21 protein-coding genes and 1 pseudogene are annotated in these 24,217 nt (G+C 64.0%); 12 read left to right on the top strand and 10 right to left on the bottom strand.

The window, feature by feature from the left end; genetic code table 11:
* Positions 1 to 227, top strand: a pseudogene (locus G3O01_RS43555) (porin); the annotation flags it as partial.
* Positions 228 to 355: 128 nt separating this feature from the next.
* Here G3O01_RS43555 and G3O01_RS43560 read toward each other — a convergent pair.
* The 3 genes from G3O01_RS43560 to G3O01_RS43570 all read right to left on the bottom strand — a co-directional run bounded on the left by G3O01_RS43560 (position 356) and on the right by G3O01_RS43570 (position 3,328).
* The gene (locus tag G3O01_RS43560) at positions 356 to 1,129 is read right to left on the bottom strand and encodes an HpcH/HpaI aldolase/citrate lyase family protein (protein WP_205813676.1); all 774 of its coding nucleotides are present in this window, start codon (positions 1,127 to 1,129) and stop codon (positions 356 to 358) included.
* Positions 1,130 to 1,201: 72 nt separating this feature from the next.
* A complete protein-coding gene (locus tag G3O01_RS43565) occupies positions 1,202 to 2,017 on the bottom strand; it encodes an NAD(P)-dependent oxidoreductase (protein WP_205813677.1) in 816 nt (271 codons plus the stop codon).
* Between the two features lie 45 nt (positions 2,018 to 2,062).
* Positions 2,063 to 3,328, bottom strand: a complete 1,266-nt coding sequence (locus G3O01_RS43570) for an MFS transporter (RefSeq protein WP_241024764.1) — start codon at positions 3,326 to 3,328, stop codon at positions 2,063 to 2,065.
* 571 nt (positions 3,329 to 3,899) lie between these two features.
* Between G3O01_RS43570 and G3O01_RS43575 the strand changes: the two genes are divergently transcribed.
* Together G3O01_RS43575 and G3O01_RS43580 are read left to right on the top strand one after the other, a co-directional pair.
* Complete coding sequence (locus tag G3O01_RS43575) at positions 3,900 to 5,822, top strand: glycoside hydrolase family 28 protein (protein WP_346779271.1); 1,923 nt, start codon at positions 3,900 to 3,902, stop codon at positions 5,820 to 5,822.
* A gap of 248 nt (positions 5,823 to 6,070) precedes the next feature.
* Positions 6,071 to 6,838 carry a DUF4410 domain-containing protein gene (locus tag G3O01_RS43580; protein ID WP_205813680.1) on the top strand — a complete coding sequence of 256 codons (768 nt, stop codon included), beginning with the start codon at positions 6,071 to 6,073 and terminating at the stop codon, positions 6,836 to 6,838.
* A 131-nt stretch (positions 6,839 to 6,969) separates the two neighbouring features.
* On the opposite strand, the gene G3O01_RS43585 is transcribed toward G3O01_RS43580, so the two are convergent.
* Complete coding sequence (locus G3O01_RS43585; protein WP_205813681.1) at positions 6,970 to 7,986, bottom strand: 1-aminocyclopropane-1-carboxylate deaminase; 1,017 nt, start codon at positions 7,984 to 7,986, stop codon at positions 6,970 to 6,972.
* Between the two features lie 157 nt (positions 7,987 to 8,143).
* On the opposite strand from G3O01_RS43585, the gene G3O01_RS43590 reads away from it, so the two are divergent.
* The 3 genes from G3O01_RS43590 (at position 8,144) to G3O01_RS43600 (ending at position 12,018) form a co-directional block, all read left to right on the top strand.
* Positions 8,144 to 8,653, top strand: a complete 510-nt coding sequence (locus G3O01_RS43590; RefSeq protein ID WP_205813682.1) for an Lrp/AsnC family transcriptional regulator — start codon at positions 8,144 to 8,146, stop codon at positions 8,651 to 8,653.
* Positions 8,654 to 8,800: 147 nt separating this feature from the next.
* Positions 8,801 to 11,236 (top strand): PAS domain S-box protein, encoded by a 2,436-nt coding sequence (locus tag G3O01_RS43595; RefSeq protein ID WP_205813683.1) that lies wholly within the window; start codon positions 8,801 to 8,803, stop codon positions 11,234 to 11,236.
* Between the two features lie 170 nt (positions 11,237 to 11,406).
* Entirely contained in the window at positions 11,407 to 12,018 is a 612-nt protein-coding gene (locus G3O01_RS43600) for a hypothetical protein (RefSeq protein WP_205813684.1), read from the top strand.
* Between the two features lie 92 nt (positions 12,019 to 12,110).
* On the opposite strand, the gene G3O01_RS43605 is transcribed toward G3O01_RS43600, so the two are convergent.
* On the bottom strand, positions 12,111 to 12,272 hold the full coding sequence (locus G3O01_RS43605; protein WP_205813685.1) for a hypothetical protein: 162 nt from the start codon (positions 12,270 to 12,272) through the stop codon (positions 12,111 to 12,113).
* Positions 12,273 to 12,589: 317 nt separating this feature from the next.
* Complete coding sequence (locus tag G3O01_RS43610) at positions 12,590 to 14,158, bottom strand: FAD-dependent oxidoreductase (protein WP_205813686.1); 1,569 nt, start codon at positions 14,156 to 14,158, stop codon at positions 12,590 to 12,592.
* A gap of 265 nt (positions 14,159 to 14,423) precedes the next feature.
* Here G3O01_RS43610 and G3O01_RS43615 point away from each other — a divergent pair, with 265 nt between their 5' ends.
* From G3O01_RS43615 to G3O01_RS43625, 3 genes are read left to right on the top strand one after another with little or no spacing between them, the layout of a single operon-like run.
* On the top strand, positions 14,424 to 15,563 hold the full coding sequence (locus tag G3O01_RS43615; protein WP_205813687.1) for an acyl-CoA dehydrogenase: 1,140 nt from the start codon (positions 14,424 to 14,426) through the stop codon (positions 15,561 to 15,563).
* 11 nt (positions 15,564 to 15,574) lie between these two features.
* On the top strand, positions 15,575 to 16,174 hold the full coding sequence (locus tag G3O01_RS43620; RefSeq protein WP_205813688.1) for an SAM-dependent methyltransferase: 600 nt from the start codon (positions 15,575 to 15,577) through the stop codon (positions 16,172 to 16,174).
* Positions 16,171 to 16,827, top strand: a complete 657-nt coding sequence (locus G3O01_RS43625) for a glycosyltransferase (RefSeq protein WP_205813689.1) — start codon at positions 16,171 to 16,173, stop codon at positions 16,825 to 16,827. The genes G3O01_RS43620 and G3O01_RS43625 overlap by 4 nt, the downstream gene beginning before the upstream one ends.
* Before the next feature lie 3 nt (positions 16,828 to 16,830).
* On the opposite strand, the gene G3O01_RS43630 is transcribed toward G3O01_RS43625, so the two are convergent.
* Entirely contained in the window at positions 16,831 to 17,466 is a 636-nt protein-coding gene (locus tag G3O01_RS43630) for a TetR/AcrR family transcriptional regulator (protein WP_205813690.1), read from the bottom strand.
* Positions 17,467 to 17,551: 85 nt separating this feature from the next.
* Here G3O01_RS43630 and G3O01_RS43635 point away from each other — a divergent pair, with 85 nt between their 5' ends.
* From G3O01_RS43635 to G3O01_RS43645, 3 genes are all read left to right on the top strand, one after another.
* Positions 17,552 to 18,685 carry an MBL fold metallo-hydrolase gene (locus G3O01_RS43635; protein WP_205813702.1) on the top strand — a complete coding sequence of 378 codons (1,134 nt, stop codon included), beginning with the start codon at positions 17,552 to 17,554 and terminating at the stop codon, positions 18,683 to 18,685.
* A gap of 856 nt (positions 18,686 to 19,541) precedes the next feature.
* Positions 19,542 to 19,943, top strand: coding sequence for a RidA family protein (locus G3O01_RS43640; RefSeq protein ID WP_205813691.1), 402 nt, complete (start codon positions 19,542 to 19,544; stop codon positions 19,941 to 19,943).
* Complete coding sequence (locus G3O01_RS43645) at positions 19,943 to 20,881, top strand: aldo/keto reductase (RefSeq protein WP_205813692.1); 939 nt, start codon at positions 19,943 to 19,945, stop codon at positions 20,879 to 20,881. Before G3O01_RS43640 ends, G3O01_RS43645 begins: the two co-directional genes overlap by 1 nt.
* A gap of 26 nt (positions 20,882 to 20,907) precedes the next feature.
* Here the strand turns inward: G3O01_RS43645 and msrA are convergent, their stop codons facing one another.
* Genes msrA through msrB form a run of 3 tightly spaced genes read right to left on the bottom strand, consistent with a single transcriptional unit; the run spans position 20,908 to position 24,128 of the window.
* Positions 20,908 to 21,645: a peptide-methionine (S)-S-oxide reductase MsrA gene (msrA, locus tag G3O01_RS43650; protein WP_205813693.1), complete on the bottom strand. Its 738-nt coding sequence runs from the start codon at positions 21,643 to 21,645 to the stop codon at positions 20,908 to 20,910.
* A gap of 49 nt (positions 21,646 to 21,694) precedes the next feature.
* Entirely contained in the window at positions 21,695 to 23,536 is a 1,842-nt protein-coding gene (locus G3O01_RS43655; protein ID WP_205813694.1) for a cytochrome c biogenesis protein DipZ, read from the bottom strand.
* A 49-nt stretch (positions 23,537 to 23,585) separates the two neighbouring features.
* Positions 23,586 to 24,128 carry a peptide-methionine (R)-S-oxide reductase MsrB gene (gene msrB / locus G3O01_RS43660; protein ID WP_205813695.1) on the bottom strand — a complete coding sequence of 181 codons (543 nt, stop codon included), beginning with the start codon at positions 24,126 to 24,128 and terminating at the stop codon, positions 23,586 to 23,588.
* Positions 24,129 to 24,217: the final 89 nt, after the last annotated feature.

The following is a 24,217-nucleotide window of genomic DNA, read 5'->3' on the forward strand; positions in this document are numbered from 1 at the left end:
GTTCGGCGTCGTATTCGCAGGTCAATCTGTCCGAGTACTACTCGCTGTCCAAGCGCACGGGCCTGTACGCGTTGCAGGCGTATCAGCGCGCGAACGGCCAGACGCTCGGCACGGGCGGTCGCAGCATTATCAACGCGACGGCGACGATCGGCGACGGCTTCAACTCGACGCCTTCGTCATCGCGCAGCATGGTGGGCGTGGGCGTGGGTATGGTGCATCGCTTCTGACGCTACGCAAGCTGGTCGATGCAGGAAAGGGCGCCGCAATTGCGGCGCTTTTTTCATGCAAAAACGCCCGACGTATGAAGCAGTCGGGCGGTATCGTCTGAACTTGCTGCGGCGCTCGCGTAGCGCGTTCAGCCAACCGGTGGCTTGAACCGTGCAGCCAGCTGTTCGGCATTGCGCGCGAGCAGGCCGATATCGGACCCAACGGCCGTGAACAGGCAGCCCAGGTCGATATAGTGCCGCGCAAGCGCTTCATCGCCGATCAGGATGCCTGCCGGCTTGCCCGTTGCGACGATGCGCTGGATCGTATCGTCTACCGTCGTTTGCACATCGTGATGCTTCAGGTCGCCGACATGCCCGAGCGCTGCCGACAGATCGCCCGGGCCGATAAAGATGCCGTCGACACCTTCGACCGCCGCAATCCGCTCGACATTCTGCAGGCCAAGCCGGCTCTCGATCTGCACGAGCACGCACAGCTCACTCGCGCATAGCTGCGGATAATTCTTGATGCGCCCAAAGCCCGATGCCCGCGCCGTCGATGCGTAACCGCGCACGCCGTCCGGCGGATAACGCGTGAACGACACGGCATCGCGCGCTTCATCTTCTGTTTCCACGTAGGGAATCAGCAGCGTCTGCGCGCCGCTGTCGAGCAGGCGCTTGATCGTCACCATGTCGTTCCATGGCGGCCGCACGATTGGATGCGTCGACGTGCCCGCGCAGGCCTGCAACTGGCTGTGCACCATCGGCAGTTCGTTGGGCGAATGCTCCATGTCGAGCAGCAGCCAGTCGAAACCCGCACTCGCAAGGATTTCGACCGACACATGGCTCGCAAGACTCGACCACAGGCCGATCTGTTGACGCCCGGCCTGTAGTGCACGTTTGAACGGATTCTCCGGCAGCTTCATTGCGTTCTCCATCGAAGGGAACCTGCAAGAACATGCAACACAACGTGCGCCGGGCGGCGCGTCAATCAGAAGTCAGCTTCGCATATTGCGTTTCTCGGGCGGTGTGTAGTCGATCGTGACAAAGCTGCCGCCCTGAAAACGCTGCGCAACTGGATCGAGCGGATTCGGTTGTTGCAGGATTTCTTCGGCAAAGTCTTCGGCGTTCTGCTTCGGCTGATAGCCAAGCGGTGCGGCTGCGGAATTGTCCCAATAGCTGCGCGTGTTGTTCGACACGCCCCAGACCACCTGAAAACCGATGTCCGGCACATTGATGCAACGATCGAGCAGATGCAGGAAATCGTCGTGACCGAGCCAGGTGCTCAGATGCCTGAACTCCGTCGGCTTCTCGATGCAGCTGCCGATGCGGATGCACACACTCTCGATGCCATGCTTGTCCCAATACATGCGCGCAAGCGATTCGCCCCACGCCTTGCTTAGCCCGTAAAAACCGTCAGGACGAAACGCGCGGTCGAGTGACAGCTTGTCTTCGACGGGATACATGCCGATCGCGTGATTCGAACTCGCGAAGATGATGCGGCGCACGCCATGCCGCCGCGCGCCCTCATACACCTCGACGAGACCACGCAAGTTGTTTTCGATGATCTCAGGCAACGGCCGCTCGACGCTCGTGCCCGCCATGTGGATCAGCACGTCGACGCCTTGCATCAGGCGGTCGACCACGGCGGGTTCGCGCAGATCGCCGTGCATCACGTCTTCGCCGTCGAACAGCGGTTCCAGCGCGCGCGAGCCGGCGGCCGAGCGCAGATTCACGCCGCGCTCATTCAGCGCAACGCGCAGGAAGCGGCCAAGCTGACCGCCCGCACCGCTCAATGCAATCTTTTTTGTCATGGTCGAGCCTTATCGCAGGTAAGCAGATAGCAGGTATTCAGGGAATCAGCGGCCCGACGTCTGCTGCCCGGCTAGCTGCACGGGCGCAGCCGCATGTGCCGGCGTGGACGTTTCGCCATGCGTGATCAGATTCCAGGCGACCGTTGCGCCGATCACGTCGAACAGCATCAGGCAGACGAACAGCGGGTTATAGCCGAGAGTAGCCGCCAACGCGCCGACGATCAACGAGAAGATCATCCCGCCCAGCCAGCCGAACATGCCCGAGAAGCCCGTCGCCGTGCCGACTTCGTGCTGGCCGAACACGTCGGACGCAAGCGTGAACAGCGCGCCCGAAATGGCCTGGTGCGCGAATGCCCCCGTGCAGAACAGCGCGATCGCGACATAGGGACTGGCGGCAAGGCCAATGCACGCCGGGCCGACCATCAGCACCGCGCCGCAGATGATGACCAGCTTGCGCGACGTGATCAGCGACACGTTGAAGCGCCGGATGAAAAACGGCGCGAGATAACCGCCGACGAGGCACCCGAGATCCGCGGCGAGGAACGGCATCCAGCCGAACAGCGCGATTTCCTTCAGGTTCATGTGACGCACGGTGAAGAGGTAGAGCGGAATCCAGAAGTTGAAGGTCTGCCAGGCCGGCTCGGCGAGAAAGCGCGGAATGGCGATGCCCCAGAAACGGCGTGTGGACAGCACATGGCGCCACGACGGACGCGTCGCCGCATCCGGCGCGCGGCGTTCCTGTCCGGCTTCGATGTACTGGCGCTCATCGGCCGACAGGTTCGGGTGATCTTCCGGCGTGCGGAAAAACACGACCCACAGCGCGACCCAGATCAGTGCCGAGCCACCCGTGACGACGAAGGCCATCTGCCAGTTGAAGCTCAGGATGCAGTACACGACGAGCGGCGGCGCGAGCATCGCGCCGATCGACGTGCCCGTGTTCAGCCAGCCCGTCGCAATTGAACGCTCTTTGGCCGGGAACCATTGGCTGATTGCCTTCATGCCCGCCGGGAAAATAGCGGCTTCGCTCATGCCGAGCAGGCCGCGGAAAAACGCGAGCGAGGTCCAGCCGGTGGCGAGGCCGTGCAGCATGTTCGATGCGGCCCACGCGATCGCGAAGATCGCGAAGCCGATCTTGAGCCCGACGAAATCGAGGATATAGCCCGCGACAGGCTGCATCACCGTGTACGCGCCCTGGAAGGCCGCGATCACATACGAGTACTGCTGCGTGGTCATGTGCAGCTTCTCGGTGAGCGTCGGGGCGGCGACGGATAGCGAGCTGCGCGCGAGATAGTTGAAAACGGTCCCGAGCATGATGAGCCCGATGATCCACCAGCGTAGTCCTTTGATCGTATGGCGTTGCACTGTGTGTCTCCTGCGGATGGCGGTCATTGCGTGCCGCTTGCGATGCCGTCGTGGTGAGTCTGTGTAGGGTCTGGCGCGAGGTTGGATGGCTGCCGGGTGCGCTGTGCCGCAGCAGCGTGACGTGTCGCAAAGAGCTATTTTCTATGTCTGACATCGTGGCTTTTGCTCGGTAACTTGTCAAGCAAATATGCGCGCTCTTAGGGGCATCCCTGGTTTGACTGGATCCAGTTAGAACGACTTAAAGCCGCTTGTAATCTAGCTATTCACGATCGAGTCACGTTTTTCTCGATCAGGCAAAGCTGCTATCTCCGGCTTGACACTCGTCAAGTTGTATTACAACAATGTCTGTGCGCGATCAATTGCAGGTGTCGGTCGCGCGAAACGATCCCTCGTGAAGCAGGCAGACAACAAGGAGACATCAGTGACGACGCACAACAGAAGCAGTCGCGCGAACAGGGCAGGCTCGAACACGACCAGCACGGATCTCGACGGTCCGCAATCGCCGCAGCGGCGCACCTTCATCGCGTTCGCGGGTGCCGCCGCGGGCGCGACGCTGCTCGGCGCGTTGCCGGGCTGCGGTGGCCAGCAATCGAATTCGCCCGCGCCGGTCACGAACAGTGACCCGATCTGGGGCAGCAATGGCGCAGCGGAGCAGATCATCGCGGCGCTGCAGAAGGTTTCGCAGTCGATGTTCCCGTCCGTGGATTTCGTCGTCACGAGTTATGGCGCGCAGCCTTGCGCCGTAGTCGCCGCGACCAATCCGTACAGCGTGTCGACGTCGCCCACAAGCCCGGGCGCCGATCAGACTCACGCACCCGGTTCGTTCGATTCACGGCCCGCATTCCTTGCCGCGATTGCCGCGTGTAACGCAGCAGGCGGCGGTCGCGTCGTGGTGCCAGCGGGCACGTGGTATTGCGCCGGACCGATCGTGTTGCAGAGCAATGTGAACTTCCATCTGGGCGCGAACTGCACGATCTATTTCAGCCCCAATCCCGCCGACTACGCGAAGGACGGCCCGGTGACGTGCGGCGCGAACGGCAATCTCTATTACAGCCGCTGGCAGGCAAACGATTGCCTGAATTTCGGTGCGCCTGTCTACGCACGCAATCAGACCAACATCGCGATCACGGGAGAAGACTCGACGTCCGTACTCAACGGCCAGGCGATGACGCCGTTCGCCGGCAGCGGCACCACGAGCACCTGCTGGTGGACCTACAAGGGCACGAAAAACGCGTATGGCTGCACTGGCTCCACGACGCCGTCGCAGGCCTACACGAACCCGAACAACGTCGATCTGAAAACGGTCGCGCCGGGCATATCGGACGCGCTCTACGCGTTGTTGACCAGCACCGCGACGCCCTGGCAGCAGGACCAGAACTATCTGCCCGCGCTATCGGAAGCGGGCGTGCCTGTCGCTCAGCGCATCTTCGGACTCGGGCATTATCTGCGGCCGTGCATGGTCGAGTTCATCGGCTGCACGAACGTGCTGATGGAAAACTACCGCACCAACAACACGCCGTTCTGGCAACACCATCCAACCGATTGCACGAACGTCGTGATACGCGGCGTGACGGTGGACAGCATTGGCCCGAACAACGACGGCTTCGATCCCGACGCGTGCAACACGGTGCTGTGCGATGGCGTCACCTTCAACACGGGTGACGACTGCATCGCGATCAAGTCCGGCAAGGCGCTCGATACCACCTACGGCCCCGCGCAGAACCACGTGATCCAGAACTGCACGATGAACAGCGGCCACGGCGGCATCACGCTCGGCAGCGAAATGGGCGGCGGCGTGCAGAACATCTATGCGCGCAATCTGCAGATGCTCAACCAGAACTGGCAGACCAATCCTCTGAACATCGCGATCCGCATCAAGACGAACATGAATCGCGGCGGCTATGTGAAAAACTTCTACGTCGATAACGTCACGCTGCCAAACGGTGTGAATCTCACGGGCGGCGGTTACGGCAGCGCGATGCTCGCAGGCAGTCCGATCAACGCGACGGTGCCGCTTGGCGTGGAAACGGCGTCGGCGGCCAATCCTTCGGCGGCGCAAGGCGGGCTCATCACGTTCGATTGCGACTACCAGCCCGCCAACGACGCCGTGCGCACGCGTCCCGCGCTCGTGCAGAACGTGAATATCTCGAACGTGACGGCGAGCAACGTGACGCTCAACGGCGTAACGGCCTCGTGCTTTCAGGCGATCGTCGCGCAGGGTCCCGTCGCGTTCGACTACAACGGTCCCACACCCGCACCCGCGATTCCACCCATCTCCGGCGTCACGATCACGAACTGCAATCTCGGCACGCCCGTTTGCAACCGCGCGGCAAGCGCGACCACGCCGGGTCCGGTCTACGCGTACAACGTGAATGCGATTGCGCTGTCGAACGTGACGATCGGCGGGACGGTCTATAACACCTCGGTGGTGGACGCGCGCTGATCGTTCGCGAATGGCTGGGAAGCCCGCGGCACAAGGCTTCCCGGCACGTGACATGAGCCGACATAATTGCTCGATAGCCATCGTGCGGGCGCTCGGAGATACTGCGTTCCGCGTGCAGAGCTGAACGAAAAACAAACAGAACAACACCGGCGATTCACGCAACTGTGACATCGCCGATGCCGCCTCAACGTGAAGCAAAACATCGGACGATCTGCTTAATTTTCTGACCGATGACAGGACTTCACATCATGTTTGCAGCGCTCAACTCCGTTCGTGGCAAGACCATCCGCAGCGCCTCGGCTGCTCTCGCATTCAGCGCAATGCTGCTGAGCGGCTGCGCAGCCGCCAGCGTCACGAACACCACCCAGTATTCGACGCTCACGCAGGCCAATCCGCAGAACGTCTACGTGTACACGTTCGCGAGCAACCCGGAAAGCGTGAAGCTCGACAACAGCGGCCTCGTGCACAAGCTGAGCGCGAGCTTCTCGGGTGCGTCGCAGGCAGCGTCGCAAACGCAGGAAGCCGCCGCCGCGAGCGACGCGCTGACGGATGAAGTCGTCGCGAAACTGCAATCGATGGGCATGCACGCAATCCGCACCGATGCGCCGCCGCCCGCCGACCAGAACGTGCTGATCGTCGAAGGCGCGGTTGGTTCGATCGATGCCGGCAATCATCGCCGACGCACGCTGATCGGTCTTGGCGCAGGCAAGAGCGAAGTGACGGCGCACGTGCAGGTGCTGTACAAGCCGGCGGGCGGCATGCCGCAACTGGTGCAAACCTTCGATGCCGACGCGAACAGCGGCCATATGCCGGGCGTTGCGGAAACGGCGGGTGTGGGCGCGGCGGCGGGACATATCGCGACCTCGGCGGCGGTCGGCGGCGCGCTGCATGTCGGCTCGGAGCACAAGGGTGACACCGTCACGAGCGATGCGAAAAAGCTGGCGGATTCGGTGGCCAAACAGGTTGCGCAGATCGGCGCCGCGCAAGGATGGATGTCGGGCGACCTGGTGAAGTAAGGCTTGAAAAACGGGGGAACCGAAGCCGCCCGGTGTAGCGGCTTCGGTGCGAGGAGGCGAATGGCGATGTCGTGAGGCATCGCCGTTTGTTTTTGTAGCGTCTGTCGTCAACGCAGACAGATGTTACGCAATCAACCTTCGCGGAACAGGAAGCTATACGCGTTCAGCGCCGGCACGCCGCCCAGGTGCGCATAGAGCACCTTCGAGCCTTCCGGAAATTCGCTGCGCCGCACCTTGTCGATCATCCCGTGCATCGACTTGCCTTCGTAGACGGGATCGGTCATCACGCCTTCGAGTCGCGCGCACAGGCGGATCGCTTCGAGCGTGCCTTCGTTCGGCAGGCCATATTCAGGGCCGCCATAACGCGTGTCGAGCACGACGTCCTGCGCGGTGATATCGCGGCCCAGATCGACCATTTCCGCTGTGCGTTTCGCGATGCGCGTGATCTGCTCGTGCGTCTGTTCGGGTTTCGCCGATGCATCGATGCCGATCACGCGATCCGCGCGTCCGTCCGCGGCAAAGCCGACCACCATGCCCGCCTGCGTGCTGCCCGTCACCGAGCACACGACGATGTAGTCGAACTTGAAGCCAAGCTCTTCTTCCTGTTGACGCACTTCTTCCGCGAAGCCAACGAAGCCCAGTCCGCCGAGCGGGTGGTCCGAACAGCCAGCGGGAATCGCATACGGTTTGCCGCCTGCGGCGCGCACGCTGTCGAGCGCGTCTTCCCAGCTTTTGCGAAAGCCGATGTCGAAACCGTCGGCGACGAGCCGTACGTCCGCGCCCATGATGCGCGACATCTGGATATTGCCGACCCGGTCATACACGGCGTCGTGATAGTTGACCCAGTTCTCCTGCACCAGCACGCATTTCATGCCCAGATGCGCGGCGACGGCGGCCACCTGGCGCGTCTGGTTCGACTGAATGCCGCCGATCGACACGAGCGTATCGCAGCCTTGCGCGAGCGCTTCGGGAATCAGGTATTCGAGCTTGCGCGTCTTGTTGCCGCCGAACGCGAGACCGCTATTGCAGTCCTCGCGCTTCGCATACAGCTGAACCTTGCCGCCGAGATGATCCGAAAGGCGCGCAAGCGGCTGGATCGGCGTCGGCCCGAAGGTGAGGGGATAGCGGGGGAAACGTTGCAGGTTCATGGTCGAGGTCCGTTGTCTGGGAAGCGCGCGAACGGTGCCGCGCTGACAGACATGATAGGAAAGACCGTGCGAAATGAGCTTGCGAAATAAATCGCATAAAGCTACTTTAAAGACGCCAATGTGAACTCATACTTTTGTTCGTTTCCTGAAACTGAAAATGTGCGCAACAAAATTACGCAACCCGTCTGTCGATGACGCCACACCGCTGTCGCAACTGGATCGCATCGATCGCGCGATCCTCAAGCAGCTCCAGCAGGACGCATCGATCTCGAACGTCGCGCTGGCGGCGAAGGTGAAGCTGAGCGCGCCCGCATGCCTGCGGCGCGTCGAACGTCTGAAGGAAATGGGCCTGATCCGCGCGACAGTCGCGCTGCTCGATCCGAAAGCTGTCGGCGCGGGCATGCTGGTGGTGATCGGCGTGGTGCTGGATCGCTCGACGCCCGAAACTTTCGCCGCATTCGAAAAGGCCGCGCAAAAGGTGTCGGGCTGCATGGAGTGCCACACGGTGACGGGCGAATTCGATTACTTCATGCTCGTACGCACGCGCGACAGCGAGAGCTTCAACCGGCTGCACGCCGAGCAATTGCTATACCTGCCCGGCGTGCGGCAAATCCGCAGCTTTATGGTCCTGAAGGAAATCCTTTCGACCACGAAGTTTCCGCTCTGATGCGCCGACACGGGCGACAAGCCACGGACATCAGGGTTTGATCCGCATGCGGGGGGCCTACCGCTGCTTATACAATAAGCGCCCAGAGGGGCCAGAAAACAAGCAACGAGCAGCAACGAGCAGCGACGGGCAAGCAATGAGCGGTCAATGAGCGACGACGACAAGGACATGGGCAACGCGGCTGGCACACCCGCAAAGCCGACCGATCCGCACTCACACGATAACGCCGTGGCGAGCGGCACGAACACGCGCATCGAAGACTTCAGCAGCGAATGGCTGCGCCTGTGGGCCGAATCCACCACTGACTACTCGATCTTCGCTCTCGCGCCGGACGGCACGATCATCAGCTGGAATCGCGGCGGCCAGACCATCCAGGGCTATATGCCCGACGAGATTCTCGGCCAGCATATACGTGTGATGTACACCGAAGAAGACCAGCGCGCGGGCTTGCCCGAACTCGCCCTCGAGCGGGCGCGTGAAGACGGCCGCCACGAAATGGAAGGCTGGCGCGTGCGCAAGGACGGCACCCTGTTCTGGGCAAACGTGATCGTCACGGCGCTGTATGCGCCCGATGGCGAACTGCTCGGCTACGGACGTGTCGTGCGCGACATCAGCGACAAGAAGAGCGCCACCGACGCCGCGCGCGAAAGCGACCGCCGCTTCCGGCTGCTGGTGCAGGGCGTGAACGACTACGCCATTTTCATGCTGTCGCCGGAAGGCTGCGTCACCAACTGGAACCCGGGCGCGCGACGCATCAAGGGCTACACCGACGAGCAGATCATCGGCTCGCATTTCTCCTGCTTTTATACGCCGGAAGACGCGGCCGCGGGCGTGCCGCAACGCGGTCTCGCAACGGCCGCGCGCGACGGGCGCTGGGAATCGGAAGGCTGGCGCGTGCGGCGCGACGGCAGCCGGTTCTGGGCGCACGTCGTGATCGACGCGATTCGGGACGAGAGCGGCGTGCTGATCGGCTTCGCGAAGATCACGCGTGATATCACCGAACGCCGCCAGGCGGCCGAACTGCTCGACCAGACCCGCAATGCGCTCTTCCAGTCGCAAAAGATGGAAGCGCTCGGCAAGCTGACAGGCGGCGTCGCGCATGATTTCAACAACGTGCTGCAGGTGTTGCGCGGCAATCTGGAACTGCTCGGCGCGCGCCACGACGACACGTGGAGCCGCGCACGCATCGGCCGTGCGATCGAGGCGGTCGAACGCGGCTCGAAGCTCGCCGCGCAACTGCTCGCGTTCGGGCGCCGCCAGGCGCTGCTGCCGGTGGCGAGCAATCTCAGCGACGTGCTGCACGGCATGGAAGACCTGCTGCGCCGCGCGCTCGGCGAGCGCGTGCGGGTGCGCATCCACGAATCGCACTCGCAAGGCGGCTTGTGGAATGTGTTCGTCGATACGCATCAGCTGGAAAACGTGCTGCTCAATCTCGCCATCAATTCACGCGATGCGATGCCCGAGGGCGGCATGCTGACCTTCGGCCTGTCGAACGCGACGGTCGACGCGCAGATTGCGGCTACCGCGCAACTCGAGCCCGGCGAATACGTGAAGATGACCGTCACCGACACTGGCACGGGCATGAGCGCCGAGATCGCCGACCGCGCCTTCGATCCGTTCTTCACGACCAAGCCCGAAGGCGAGGGCACGGGGCTGGGCCTGAGCATGGCGTACGGCTTCGTGCTGCAAAGCGGCGGGCATATCGAACTGGCGAGCACGCCGGGCGTCGGCACGACGGTGACGATCTATCTGCCGCGCTCGCTGCAGGCGCCCGTCGCGCGACCTGCCGCGCAGAGTGAACACGACTCCGAAGAGAGTTTGCGCGGCGACGAGACGGTGCTCGTCGTCGAGGACGACCGGCGCGTGCAACTGACGGTGGTCGACATGCTGTCGCAGCTCGGCTACGGCGTGCTGACGGCGAACGACGCGACGGAGGCGCTGACGGTGCTGCGCTCCGGCGCGAAAGTCGATCTGCTGTTCAGCGACGTGGTAATGCCCGGTCCGTTGCTGAGCCCGGAAATGGCGCGCCAGGCGCTGTTGATGCGGCCATCGCTGAAGGTGCTGTTCACATCGGGCCATACGCGCGACACGGCGGGTCTCGACACGCTGCTGCGGCGCGGCGCGGATCTGCTGCAAAAGCCGTATAGCCGCAGCCAGCTCGCGCGCAAGATACGCGATGTGTTCGACGAGACTGCGCACGCGGCGCGCGACGGGGCGCAGTCGGACACGTCGCGTGAACTGCACATTCTCGTGGTCGAAGACGACCGCGATGCCCGCGATGCATTGTGCGAACTGCTCGGCTTGCTGGGTCACAGCTGGGAGGCGGTGGCCAATGCCGAAGCGGCTTTGCAGCGTCTGCAAGTCCAGCCATTCGACGTGCTGCTGACCGATCTCACGCTGCCCGGCATGTCGGGCCTCGATCTCGCGCGCGCGGCGAGCGCCATGCGCGCGGCGCGGCGCGTCGTGTTCTCGTCCGGATACGACACGCCGCTGCGCGATGCCGCGCTGCCGTTTGCGTGGACGGCATTACGCAAGCCCTATTCGTTCGATCAACTGAAGGAAGCGCTCGACGCGCGGCATTGACGCGCGACGCTTCGTCATCCGCAGGTTATCCATCGAGCAAACAGACGCAGGTGCCGCGCGGCAGGCGCGCCGCCGCTGACGCGGGCGCATGCCTTGCTCAGGTTTCGTCATGGCAGGCGGTGCGCAATCGCCGCCGTTTATCGAACGAAATCTGTAACAGGGGAGGCATCATGTCGTTGATCGTTGCCGCGCGCTTCACTACTTTTCCGGCTGCAGAAGCGGCCGCCGAGCGTCTTTTCAGGGCGGGTTTCGTGGAAGAAGACGTGTCGCTGTTCTTCGTCAATCCGCGCGGGCAGCATGCGCGCTTTCCGATTGGCGGCGATCAGAACAAGGACGCCGCTTCCACCGATGCGCCCAGGGGCGCGGGCATGGGTGTGACGATTGGCGCCGTCGTGGGCGCCGTGGTCGGTGTCGGCATATTTACGGCGTTTTCTGCGCCTGTGCTGGTGTCGGCGATTGCCGCGGGTGTCGGCGCCTATATCGGCTCGCTGATTGGCGCCATGTACAAAACGCGCGGCGGCGGCAAAGGCGCGCGCCATAGTCTGGCGCACCATGAAGAGCGCGACTCGGGCGTGCTGCTGGCCGTGCACGTGACGCCCGACTCTCAGCACAAGGCGGCACATATGCTGCGCGAGGCGGGCGGTGCATCGATCGAGCGCGCGAGCGGGCGCTGGCAGCAAGGGCGCTGGGCCGACTTCGATCCGACGACTCCGCCGCAACCGGTGGACGGCGAACGCAACGTCGACGCACGCATGGAACCACCCGCCGGGCGGCACGCATAACAATCCTTGCCCAAAAACGAACGCAGCGCGCGGCATGACACCGCGCGCTGCGTTCTTTCATTGTGCTTTCGTCATGCGCGATGCGCTAGCCGTTAGCGCGAGCCTTCCGCATCGTCCTCTTCTTCATCTTCCAGGTCGTCCTCGAAGTCGTCATCGTCGTCGAGACTGATCCGGCCCATGCCGACGCCCGCATCCTTGTCCGCATACGGCTGGCGTGGGGCGTTTTCGTCGGGGGCGTAATTCTTTCTGACCATTGGGTGCTCCATGAAGAAAGTTGAACGAACCCGCAGAGCGCGCAAGCGATGGACCTGCGCTTCACCGCGAACTATCCATGATGCTCCCGTGCGACGCGCGCGAACAGTGGCAAATAGCCTGATGCGACACGCGCGTGCATGTTGCGGTGCGTTTGGCATCGAGCCGGCATCGGTGTGCATATAGCGATGTTGTAACGTCATTCCGGCATATCGGGCGTCACACTTGCAATCACATTCATGACTGCCATTTTGCGCAAGAAGGGTGATGCGTTCCGCGCAAAAACTGCCGTTCGATGGGAGTTCGTGTCAACACGCACTCACGGCGATTCCGCAATCTGTGTTGCATCGGCAAGACTCAACGGCTTGCGCATCGCTTCAACGAGCATGCCTGTCTGCCTTTCGCGATTGCAGCCGACAGCCGCCACCAGTTTCCCTTTCTCGCCGAGCAGCGCGATGAATTCGAATGTATCCGGTGTGCCCGTAAATCTCGTTTCGTCCCAGTGCTTCGCGTAGCCGAGATACTCGAACGTTTTGCCGAAGTGATAAGTCCAGAAATAAGGCACGAACGATTCTTTCGGATGTATGCCGAGCATCGCATAAGCGGCGATGCGTGCCTGCTGTTGCGCAACGCGCCAGTGTTCGATCCGCACACGCTCGCCGCCCGCCGAAGGCAATTCGAAGCGCGCGATATCGCCTGCTGCATAGAGACCTTCAGCCGCGCGCATCGACGCATCGACATGGATGCTCCTGTCGTCATGACGCGTGATGCCTTCGATGAAATCCGTCGCCGGCGTCACGCCGATGCCCGCGACGATCAGGTCGCACGGCACCGTCTCGTTGTTATCGAGCGTCACGCGCAATGCACCATCCGCACCGCCCGCGCCGACGGAACGCGCATGGCGGCCCATGCGGATGCGCACGCCATGCGCCTCGTGCAGGCGCATGAAAAGCCGTCCCAGTTCGGGGCCGAACTGCTTTTCGAAGGGTACGTTGCCTGGCGAGACAACGGTCACGCGCAGCTTGCGCTCGCGCAACGCCGATGCGACTTCGAGCCCGACGAAACTCGCGCCCAGCACGAGCGCGTGATGGCCTTGCTCAGCGACATCGACGAGGCGCTGTGCATCGGCGCGATTGCGCAGCAGACAGATGCGCGCTTTCACGCCATCGGCGCCGCTGCCTTGCAACGACAGACGCTTCGGTATGCCGCCCGTGGCGACGAGCGCAGCGTCGTAGTGCAGCGACGGCGCGCTGCCGATGTCGATGCGCCGCGCGTTGGCATCGAGCGCCGTGACCTCGGCCTGGATTACGTCGATTGCATGGGCGGTGAAGAAATCGTCGGGTAGGAGCGGCGGGAGATCGTCGGGCGACATCTCACCCGACGGCACAAATTTGCTCAGCACGGTGCGGTCGTACGGCGTGCGCGCTTCGCGGTCGATCAGCGCGATGCGTCCCGCGAAGCCCGCTTCACGCAAGGCCGCGCAGGCGGCCGCGCCACCTGCGCCCGCGCCGACGATCGCGAAAGTGCGTTTGTCGGCAGCCGTCGCTGTGGCGATTTTCGACGGCTCCGGCGTGCTGTCGACGAGCACCTTGTCCTGGTCGACGCGCACCGCATAGCGCGTCAACGGCAGGAGCGCGGGCGGCTCGACGAGCGCGCCTGTCGTAACCTCGAATGTGCCTTTGTGCCACGGACAGATAAGCCGGCCGTTGCAAAGTGCGCCTTCTTCCAGCGGCGCGCCCGCGTGCGGACAGTCGGCGCCGTAGGCATGAACGCTGTTGCCGCTGCGTATCAGCAGCACAGGTGTGCCGTTCACCTCGACGCGCTTCATGCCGTTGTCGGCGAGATCGGAGAGCAGGGCGGCCTGCTGCATGTTGGTGGGGGTGGCCATCGTTTTCCTCTTCTTCGTCGGGTTCGGCAGCGCAGTGTTTTCGGTGCGCTGCGCGCGAAGAGCGCGTTTGCTTGCGCCAGCGCAAGCGCCATGCCGTGCAGATGACGCGATGCAAGCGTGCGCGAACGCCATGCCATGCAGGCGGCGCGAAGCGACAGGCGCGCCGATGGGCACGTCGCTTGCGTCAGCGCTTGCGAGCACTCGCCGTTTCGACGGTTGCGGCGACGATTCCACTGCCCTCGCAAGGCTGCCACGGAGGTAACGCATGAACGATATCGGCCACGATCCCCTGCGGCGCGCCGCGCCCGCTGCGTGGTACATCAACAGCGGACTGCGTCTGTCCGACGAGGAACCCGGCACCGACATCGAGCCGAAGCGCTATGCGCTTGTCCCCGAGCTCGAGCGCTATCTGGCGGGCGTGCGTTACAGCGACGAAAGCGCGGCGAGCCGGGCGGCTACGCTCGATGCGTTGCGCGCCCGCGGCATGGACTGGCTGCCGCTGCCGGGGCACGGCGAAACAGCGACGCGCTGGCGCGGACTCGCGGCCGTCGCGGCGTGCGACCTGTCGCTGGTCAAGCTCTACGAGGCGCACACCGACGCGCTCGCGATTCTCGCGGAACTCGGTCGCACCGGACTCGCCGACGACGGCAACTGGGCCGTCTGGGCCGCCGAACCGCCCAATGCGAAGCTGATCGCGCACGCCGCAGGCGGCGATGCGTTGAAGCTCGAGGGCACCAAACCGTGGTGTTCGGGCGCGCCGCATGTGTCGCATGCGTTGGTGACGGCGTGGCGTAACGACGAGCCAGTGTTGGCTGCCGTCGAACTCTCGCAGCCGAACATCACGATCGATCCCACCAGCTGGCAGGCTGTCGGCATGCGCGCGACGGGCACGAGCGAGGTGCGTTTCGACGGTGCGCGCGCCGTGCAGATCGGCGACCCGGGTGCGTATCTGTCGCGTGCGGGCTTCTGGCACGGAGGCGCGGGTATCGCCGCGTGCTGGTATGGCTGCGCCGCCGCGCTCGCGTCGATCCTGCGCGATAGCGTCAGGCGTCATGCAGAGCCGCACGCGTGCGCGCATCTGGGCGCAGCCGACGCCGAACTGTCGGCGGTGGCCGCGTTGCTGCGCGGGTCGGCGGCATGGATCGACGCAAATCCTCGCGACGATGCGCAACAGTGCGCATTGCGCGTGCGCGTGGCCGTCGAGCAGGCCGCCGCGCAGGTGATGGAGCACGTATCGCGCGCGCTCGGCGCCGTGCCGTTCTGCACGGACCCATGGTTCGCGCATGCCATCGCCGATCTGCCCGTGTTCCTGCGCCAAAGCCATGCCGAACGCGACGAATGCGCGCTCGGGCAGACGCTGCTTGCCGACGAGGCCGGCGACGCGTGGAATCTCGGACCTCGCTGAGGCGCGCACGCATGTCATTTCCCGCCGCCTATTTCGACGACCTGTATCGCCAGGACGATGACCCCTGGGACTATCGCGCGAGCTGGTACGAGCGCCGCAAGCGTCTGCTGACGATTGCCGCGCTGCCGCGCGAGCGGTATCGGTCGGGCTTCGAGCCGGCGTGCTCGAACGGCGAGTTGTCGGCGCTGCTCGCGCAGCGTTGCGACAGTCTGCGGGTGTGCGACATCAGCGACCACGCGGTACGGCTCGCGCGCGAACGTCTCGCGGCTCAGCGCAACGTCAGCGTCGAGCGGCGCACGATGCCTGACGAATGGCCCGACGCGCGCTTCGATCTGATCGTGATCGGCGAACTGTGCTATTACCTGTCGCGCGAAGCGACGCTGTCACTGGCGCAACGCGCGTGTGAGTCGTTGACGGCGGACGGTACGCTCGTCGCGTGCCACTGGCGACATCCGTTCGAAGGCAGGCTGCAGACAGCCGACGATGTGCATGCAACGTTCGACGCAATGCCTGGCCTCAACGGCGTGGTGCGGCATGCGGAGCACGATCTGCTGCTCGATGTGTGGTCGAAGAGCGGGGAATCGGTGGCGCAATACGAGGGGCTCGCATGATCGGCATCGTGATCCCCGCGCACGACGAAGAAGCGCTGCTGGCCGACTGCCTGCAGGCGGCGCGGATTGCGGCCGCGCATCCCGAGTTGCGCGGCGAGACGGTGAAGATCGTGGTGGCGCTCGACAGCTGCACGGATGGGTCGGCATCGATTGCAAAGTGCTACGACACGCACGCGCTGCTGCTCGACGTGCACAACGTCGGCAAGGCGCGGGCGGCGGGCGCGGCGGCGTTACTGGAGCAAGGCGTGCGCTGGCTCGCGTTCACCGATGCCGACAGCCGCGTCGCGCCGGACTGGCTCGTCGCGCAGCTCGCACTCGATGCGGAAGCCGTGTGCGGGCCCGTGATCGTCGAAGACTGGCGCGAGCACGACACGCTGACCCGCGACGCGTTTTATCGTGCGTACATGAACACCGACGGACATCGGCATGTGCATGGGGCCAATCTTGGCGTGTCGGCACGCGCGTATTGCCGCGTCGGGGGATTCCCGCCGCTCGCGTGCAGCGAAGATGTCGCGCTGGTGGGCTTGCTCGTCGAGACAGGGGCGCGCATCGCATGGAGCGCGGCGCCGCGTGTCGTGACCAGCGCGCGGATTGCATCGAAAGTACGCGGCGGGTTTGGGGATACGCTGGTCGGGCTCGTCACGCCCGAATGACGTTCAGTCGGTTGCGCTAGTTCCCGCTGCGTAGCGCGCAAGAAACATATCCGCCGACGACTCCGCCACCTGTTTCTGTTCATCGGCCGTCAACGGCGGCTGGCCCATCGTCACCTGCGGCCAGAACGCAAATCCCTTTACAAGGCCGTGCAACTGCTGCGCGGCGAACGCTGCGTCGGGCGTCGCGAGCCGGCCATCGGCGGCGGCCGCGCGGATCCACACGGTCAAGTCTTCCTCGCGCTCGCCCATGCGCGCCACCATGTCGCGCGCACGTTCCGGCGAGTGAATGCCCGCCGCGATCGCAACGCGCGCGAGCGACATGAAGGCCTCATCGTTCAACAGGCGCAGCTTCTGCGCGAGCAGGCCGACCAACTGGGCGCGCAAAGGCTGGTCCGCGCGATAGCCGGGCGCGTCGCCCGCCTTGCTCGCGTCCCAAAGTTGCTGAAGGATCGCCGCGAAGAGCGCTTCCTTGCTCGGGAAGTGGTTGTACACGGTGCGCTTCGACACGCTCGCGCGCGCGGCGATGCGATCCATGCTGGTGGCGTCGAAACCGGCAGCGCGAAATTCGTCGATGGCCGCTTCGATAACGGCCGCGCGCTTGCGATCGGTCAGGCGGGGAAGAGTCGTGCTGTCGTCCATCGTTAAATTTTACACCGGCAGGTTTACTTTTCGAGATAATAAACTACACTGTGCAGTCTACCTTCTGTTTCGAGTGACGCTTCGGATGAAATCGATCATTGGCTCTATCAGTCAGGTTCTCGGATTGACTGCCGCCGGGCGCGGCCGTGCGCTGTCTAGCGTGTCGCCGCAGCACGACGGCGAGCGCTTTCGCAACGTGAAGCCGCGTCCGGCCGAGGGGTTGGGCAAGACGCTGGGGATCATGTGGAACATCATTTTCAACAAGCCGGGCGACACCGTGCCGACGGCGGCGTTGCCTGTCGATGCGTTGACGCGCGCCGATCTGGACGCGGCGCCCGACCGCAGCCTGTTCCGCCTTGGCCATTCGACGATGCTGCTGAAGTTGCGCGGCCAGTTCTGGCTGACCGATCCGGTGTTTGCGGAGCGCGCGTCGCCGTTCAAGCGGATGGGGCCCAAGCGCTTCCATGCGCCGCCGATCGCGCGCGACGCGCTGCCGCCGTTGCGTGGCGTGATTCTGTCGCACGATCACTACGACCATCTGGATCGGGAGACGGTGCTGGCGCTGGCAGAAACAACGGGCGTGTTCCTGACGCCGCTGGGTGTGGGCGACCGGTTGATCGAATGGGGCGTTGAGGCGTCGAAGGTGCGGCAGTTCGACTGGTGGCAGGGTGTCGAGATTGACGGCGTGCAGTTCACGGCGACGCCGGCACAGCACTTTTCGGGGCGCAGCCTGTTCGATGGAAATAGCACGCTGTGGGCGTCGTGGGTGATCGTCGACGACGGGTTGCGGGTGTTTTTCAGTGGCGACACCGGGTATTTCGACGGCTTCAGGACCATCGGCGAGCGGCTCGGCCCGTTCGACGTGACGATGATCGAGACGGGCGCGTATGACGCGCAATGGCCTTACGTGCATATGCAGCCTGACGAGACGGTGCAGGCGCATATCGATCTGCGCGGGCGGTGGCTGGTGCCGATTCATAACGGGACGTTTGATCTGGCGATGCACCGGTGGCAGGAGCCATTTGAGCGCGTGGTTGGAATTGCCGCTGCGCGCGGCGTGGCGCTTTCTACTCCACGGATGGGGGAGAGGGTGGAACTGGCTGCGCCGCATCGGGGGGAGAGGTGGTGGAGGGAAGTGCTGGAAGTTGTTGCAGTTGATGCTGTTGGTGCGCCTCGGGCGGCGCGGCGGGGGTTTTGTCGGGCTTCCGGGGTGGAGTGAGTTTTTTTTATGCCTGCGCGGCGCGGTAAGTACTCTGGTTTGTCTTGCGACGCTGGCTTGGTTTGCTTTTGCTTTCGCTGGCATCCGCGTTTTGCTTTCGTGATTCACGCGTCGCCCCTGTGCGGGGCGGCACCTACTTTTCTTTGCCGCGGCAAAGAAAAGTAGGCAAAAGAAAGCCGCTGAACACCGCCCGTTCTTGACCTTTACCCACGGGCCCCCAACGGCCCCGTCCTGTTCACGGCATATATCTTCTCGATGCCCGCTGCCAACGCTTCGGCTAGGCGCCTCACCCGCTCCACACTCCCGCGTCGCCACATGCGCGATCAAATCGCCCACGTTCTATAGCGGCAAACTGTGTGTCGGCTTTCCCGGTGTACGCGCTCCACTCCAGACTGAAAAATACGATCGGTGTCGTAAGAGCGCTGCCGTTTGCAGCACTACGACCTACACACAGTTTGCCACCTGGGCGGCCGTAACCAATCGCTGCCGCTCGCTGCGCTGCGGGTGTTCGAAGTGGGTGAGGCGTTCATTCGAAGCGCTGGCAACGGGCATTGCATGGCAGAACGCCGATTGAGGCGGAGGAACTGTTGGGGGCCCTCAGGCGGTGGTCAATAACAGGCGGTGTTAGCCCGCTTTCTTTGCTTACTTTCTTTGCGGCGGCAAAGAAAGTAAGTGCCGCCCCGCACAGGGGCAACGCTTGAAGCACCAGTAACAAACCGCGGATGCCAGCAAAAACACAAGCAAACCACCCCAGCATCGCAAGACAAAAAACAAAAAAAACCAAACCACATCAAAAAAATTCCGCGCTAAGGTACACGCTCGCACCCTAACCACCACGGCGTAGCCCAAAAAAACCATGACAGAACCCATCCAGTTCCACATGATCGATTCCGCCCCGACGCCAGTCGGCCCGTTCTCGCACGCAACGGAGTCAAACGGCTGGGTCTTCATCACAGGCCAGATGCCAACCTTCCCTGACGACGACACCGCGCCCTTGCCGGAAGGCGTCGCCGCGCAAACGAAGCGCGTCATGGACAACCTCGTCCTGGTCCTGAAGGGCATCGGCCTGGGTCTTGAGCACGTCGTATCGGCCCGCATCTTCCTGACCGAATTCAAACGCGACTACGCAACCATGAACGCGGTATACGCCGCCCATTTCCCGCAGGGAAAACTCCCGGCACGAACGTGCGTCGGCGTAACCGGACTCGCCCGCGACGCGCTCGTCGAAATCGACTTCATCGCGCGCCGCCCGGGCTGATGCAAACGCACCCTTCCACGCGCCGCGATTTCCTGCAACGCACATTGGCGCTACCGCTCGCCATGGCGATTCCGCGACTCGCGTCCGCGCAGGACAGCAGCAAGCCACTGCCGCAAATGGAGCGCCGCAAGATTCCATCGACGGGCGAACCCTTGCCCATCGTCGGCTGCGGCACGTGGCGCACGTTCGATGTCGATAACGATCCGAACGGTCTCGCCCGGCTCGCCGACGTGCTGAAAACGCTGTTCGCGGCAGGCGGCTCCGTGATCGACTCGTCGCCGATGTACGGTTCGTCCGAAGCCGTCGCGGGCACGCTGCTCACGCGTCTCGACGCCCACAGCAAGGCATTCGTCGCCACCAAGGTCTGGACGCAGGGCAAAGCGGCAGGCATCGCGCAGATGGAAGAATCGATGCGCCGTTTCCAGCAGCCGCGCATCGATCTGATGCAGGTGCACAACCTCGTCGACTGGCGCACGCAGATCGCCACGCTGCGCGACTGGAAAGCGCAAGGGCGTGTCCGCTATATCGGCATCACGCACTACACGTCGAGCGCGTTCGACGAAGTGGCGAGCGTGATGCGCAGCGAAAACCCCGATTTCGTGCAGATCAACTACGCTGCCGACGACCGCGACGCCGAACAGCGCATCCTGCCGCTTGCGCGCGATCTCGGCATCGGTGTCGTCGTCAATCAGCCGTTCGGCGGTGGCGGATTGCTGTCGCGTGTGAGCAAGACGCCGCTGCCCGCATTCGCAGCCGATATCGGCTGCATGACGTGGGCACAACTGCTCCTCAAGTTCGTGCTCGCTCAGCCGGCCGTGACGGTCGTGATTCCCGGCACGGGACGCCCCGAGTACATGGCCGACAACGTGCGCGCAGGCATCGGCCCGTACCCCGACAAGGCGCTGTGCAAGCGCATCGTCGAGGCCGTGGGCGGCTGAGCTTCAACCAGCGTCGCGCGGCAACATTACGAAGCGGACGCCTTCAGCAACACCGGATCATTGCGATACACATCCGGGAACATCTGCTTCAGATAATCAATTTTGGGCAGATCGTTGATCGCGATATACGGCGAATCGGGATGCAGCACCAGATAGTTCTGGTGATACTGCTCAGCCTGATAAAAGCCCTTGAAGTCCTCGACCTTCGTGACGATCGGCGTCGAGAATACCTTCGCGCCATTCAGCTGCGCGATATATGCCTGCGCGATGCTGCGCTGCTCGGCATTCTGCGGAAATACGGCTGATCGATACTGCGTGCCGTGATCCGGGCCCTGGTAGTTCAACTGCGTCGGATTGTGCGCGACCGAAAAGAAGATCTGCAGCAGGCGTCCATATGTGATCTGCGTCGGGTCATACGTGATCCGCACGGACTCGGCATGCCCCGTGTCGCCGCCGCTCACGGTCTCGTACTGCGCGGTGTTCGCCGCGCCGCCCGCATAACCCGACGCGACCTGCTTCACGCCCTTCACGTGCTCGTACACGCCTTGCACGCCCCAGAAGCAGCCGCCCGCGAAAACAGCCGTTTCCGTGTGCACGCTGCCCGCCTTTTCGTCCTGCGTGGGGGCGGGGATCTTGACCGCCTGTTCCGCCGACGCGACATGCTGCCACGCGATCGCCCCCGCGCCGATGGCGACGCACGCGGCAATCCGGCCCGCCGATGTGCGTGTCCAGCCCAATGCGCCTGCGATGGTTTTCTTGTTCACGATGATGAGTCCTCGAATAACAGGTTGATGTGCAGCCGGTCGAATCCGATTAGCCGAACGTGAAGGCGTACGCTTCGACGCCCGGATCGAGAAACTCGATCGCAAACGTGTGGTCGGACACGTCGCCCGTCTGGCGCACGAGCTGATACAGACGCTGTTCCGTCACGACGCCCGTGCCGTCGGCGCTCACGTCGGTGCCGCGCGCGTTGCCGGGCGCCGCGCCGTCGATGGTCACGCGGAAGTGCACCGGCTTGCCGCTCGCGCCCGGCCCGAGCACGAGGTGCAGATCGCGTGCATGGAAGCGATACACGATGCGGCCGTTCGGCGCGGCGAGGGTCGCGTGCTCCGAGCCCACTTTCCACGTGCCCGCCAGTCCCCAGTCGTTGACGTCGGGGCTCGTCGGCGCGGCGTAGCTGTGCGCGCGGTTCTCCGCTTCGCCGCCCGGCGACGCGAAGTTCTCAGCGCGCGCATAGCCGATGTAGGTTTCCGGCGACATCATGTCGTTGCCGTCGGCGGCCGCTTCGACGCCGTTCGCGCGCTGCGTGAGGCCGGTCGCCACTTTCGCCGCATCGGGATGACCCGCTTCCACGAGCAGTTGCTGGATCACCTTCTCCGATTGCTCGTATTCGCCTTCGCCGAAATGGTGATGACGCACGCGGCCTTGCGCATCGACGAAATAGTGTGCCGGCCAGTACTGGTTGCCGAAGGCGCGCCAGATCGCGTAGTTGTTGTCGACGGCGACGGGGTAATCGACGCCGAGATCGTGCGTGGCCTTCTTCACGTTATCGAGGTTGCGCTCGAACGCGAACTCCGGCGCATGCACGCCGATCACGACGAGGCCCATGTCGCGGTATTTCTGCGCCCACGCCTTCACATACGGCAGCGTACGCAGGCAGTTGATGCACGAATACGTCCAGAAATCGACCAGCACGACCTTGCCGCGCAACTGGTCGTTCGTCAGGGGCGGCGAGTTCAGCCATTGCACGGCGCCCGTCAGCGACGGCAGCGTGCCTTCGACCGGCAGCGGCGCAGCCGCCGACGAGGCGCGCATCATCGTGCCGGCGGGCGGCGTGGCGCCGGCCTTGCCGTTCTGCGTATCGGAAGCCTTCATCATCGCGGGGCCGTCGTTCGATACATTCGCGGACATCATCGCGTCCGACTGCTTCGGCGGCGCGAACGTGTCGATGAGACGCTGCTCGATGCCGCTCGTCGCGATCGTCGACACCTTGGTCAGCACGCCCGTATCCAGGCCGAGCGCAATCGCCACGACGCCGCCCAGCATGGCCGCGCCGATGCCGCGCCGCACCCATTCGCCCGCGCCGAGCGAGCGCTTCATCGCCGTGAAAACCCGGCCGCCGATCAGCAGCGCGACCGCCAGCGAGGTCGCCGCACCCGCCGCGTAAGCGAGCAGCAGCAACGTCGTGCCGACGCTCGCGCCGCGCAACGCTGCACCCGTCAACACGAGACCGAGGATCGGGCCCGCGCACGGCGCCCACAGCAGACCCGTTGCGATGCCGAGCAGGAACGACGAGCCGATGCGTGATCTGTCATTGCCGGTCTGCGCCATTTCGGACAGCCGGTTGCCCGCGCTCACGAGCGGATGCATCAGACGGTCGGCGAGGCGCGGCAACAGCAGCGTCAGACCGAACACGCCGAGCAGCACGATCGCGATCCAGCGGCCGTACTGGTTGGCCTGCGTGACCCAGCCGCCGCCGACGGCCGCGAGCGTGGCAACCAGCGCGAACGTCAGCGCCATGCCGCCGAGCAACGGCAGGCCGGAGCGCACGAACGGCTGGTCGGCGCGCGCGAAGACGAAGGGGAGCACGGGCAAAATGCACGGACTCAGGATCGTGAGCGCGCCGCCGAGGTATGCGAGAACGATGAGTAACATGATCGTTTGAAAGGTTGATCGTGCGAAATGAGGTCTTTTAGCGAAAGCTTCAGGCCGCGCGTGGCGCAAAGGTCATCGCGAGGCCGTTCATGCAGTAGCGCAGGCCCGTCGGCTTCGGGCCGTCGTCGAAGACATGGCCGAGATGGCCGCCGCAGCGCCGGCAGTGCACTTCCGTGCGCACCATGCCCCACGAGCCGTCCTCCCGCGTCGCGACGGCGTGTTCGAGCGGCGCCCAGAAGCTCGGCCAGCCCGTGTGGCTATCGAACTTCGTGCGCGACGAAAACACTTCGAGGCTGCAACCCGCGCATGCGAACACGCCGCTGCGATGCTCGTCGTTCAGCGGGCTGCTGAACGGGCGCTCGGTGCCTTCCTCGCGCAGCACGTGATACTGCGCGGGCGTGAGCTGCGCGCGCCACTGGGCGTCGGTGCGCATGACTTCGAAGCGCGCGGCCATTGCGCCCGACGCCTCCGGAGCGTTCGAAGCCGCCGGTGACGCCGGCGAACCCGCCGCAAACGCGCGCCAGTGCGTGAGCGCCGCCAGCGTGGCCAGCGCGCTGCCGCCCAATAACATGAACTGTCTGCGGCTTTTCATCGTGTGCTCCCTGGTGCGACTCGATTGATCGTGGCCGTAGCGTAAGTCCCGCGTGATATCAGGGTCCTCACGGAAACTTAAAATATTTG

The sequence above is a fragment of the Burkholderia sp. Ac-20365 genome (assembly GCF_017104715.1).
Lineage (GTDB): Bacteria > Pseudomonadota > Gammaproteobacteria > Burkholderiales > Burkholderiaceae > Paraburkholderia.

Excerpts from the sequence above, each read along its gene's own strand:
- G3O01_RS43560 (WP_205813676.1), bottom strand. The coding sequence starts at position 1,129 with ATGAAGCTGCCGGAGAATCCGTTCAAACGTGCACTACAGGCCGGGCGT.
- G3O01_RS43565 (WP_205813677.1), bottom strand. The coding sequence starts at position 2,017 with ATGACAAAAAAGATTGCATTGAGCGGTGCGGGCGGTCAGCTTGGCCGC.
- G3O01_RS43570 (WP_241024764.1), bottom strand. The coding sequence starts at position 3,328 with ATGCTCGGGACCGTTTTCAACTATCTCGCGCGCAGCTCGCTATCCGTC.
- G3O01_RS43580 (WP_205813680.1), top strand. The coding sequence starts at position 6,071 with ATGTTTGCAGCGCTCAACTCCGTTCGTGGCAAGACCATCCGCAGCGCC.
- G3O01_RS43585 (WP_205813681.1), bottom strand. The coding sequence starts at position 7,986 with ATGAACCTGCAACGTTTCCCCCGCTATCCCCTCACCTTCGGGCCGACG.
- G3O01_RS43590 (WP_205813682.1), top strand. The coding sequence starts at position 8,144 with ATGTGCGCAACAAAATTACGCAACCCGTCTGTCGATGACGCCACACCG.
- G3O01_RS43595 (WP_205813683.1), top strand. The coding sequence starts at position 8,801 with ATGAGCGACGACGACAAGGACATGGGCAACGCGGCTGGCACACCCGCA.
- G3O01_RS43600 (WP_205813684.1), top strand. The coding sequence starts at position 11,407 with ATGTCGTTGATCGTTGCCGCGCGCTTCACTACTTTTCCGGCTGCAGAA.
- G3O01_RS43605 (WP_205813685.1), bottom strand. The coding sequence starts at position 12,272 with ATGGTCAGAAAGAATTACGCCCCCGACGAAAACGCCCCACGCCAGCCG.
- G3O01_RS43610 (WP_205813686.1), bottom strand. The coding sequence starts at position 14,158 with ATGGCCACCCCCACCAACATGCAGCAGGCCGCCCTGCTCTCCGATCTC.
- G3O01_RS43615 (WP_205813687.1), top strand. The coding sequence starts at position 14,424 with ATGAACGATATCGGCCACGATCCCCTGCGGCGCGCCGCGCCCGCTGCG.
- G3O01_RS43620 (WP_205813688.1), top strand. The coding sequence starts at position 15,575 with ATGTCATTTCCCGCCGCCTATTTCGACGACCTGTATCGCCAGGACGAT.
- G3O01_RS43625 (WP_205813689.1), top strand. The coding sequence starts at position 16,171 with ATGATCGGCATCGTGATCCCCGCGCACGACGAAGAAGCGCTGCTGGCC.
- G3O01_RS43630 (WP_205813690.1), bottom strand. The coding sequence starts at position 17,466 with ATGGACGACAGCACGACTCTTCCCCGCCTGACCGATCGCAAGCGCGCG.
- G3O01_RS43635 (WP_205813702.1), top strand. The coding sequence starts at position 17,552 with ATGAAATCGATCATTGGCTCTATCAGTCAGGTTCTCGGATTGACTGCC.
- G3O01_RS43640 (WP_205813691.1), top strand. The coding sequence starts at position 19,542 with ATGACAGAACCCATCCAGTTCCACATGATCGATTCCGCCCCGACGCCA.
- G3O01_RS43645 (WP_205813692.1), top strand. The coding sequence starts at position 19,943 with ATGCAAACGCACCCTTCCACGCGCCGCGATTTCCTGCAACGCACATTG.
- G3O01_RS43655 (WP_205813694.1), bottom strand. The coding sequence starts at position 23,536 with ATGTTACTCATCGTTCTCGCATACCTCGGCGGCGCGCTCACGATCCTG.
- msrB (WP_205813695.1), bottom strand. The coding sequence starts at position 24,128 with ATGAAAAGCCGCAGACAGTTCATGTTATTGGGCGGCAGCGCGCTGGCC.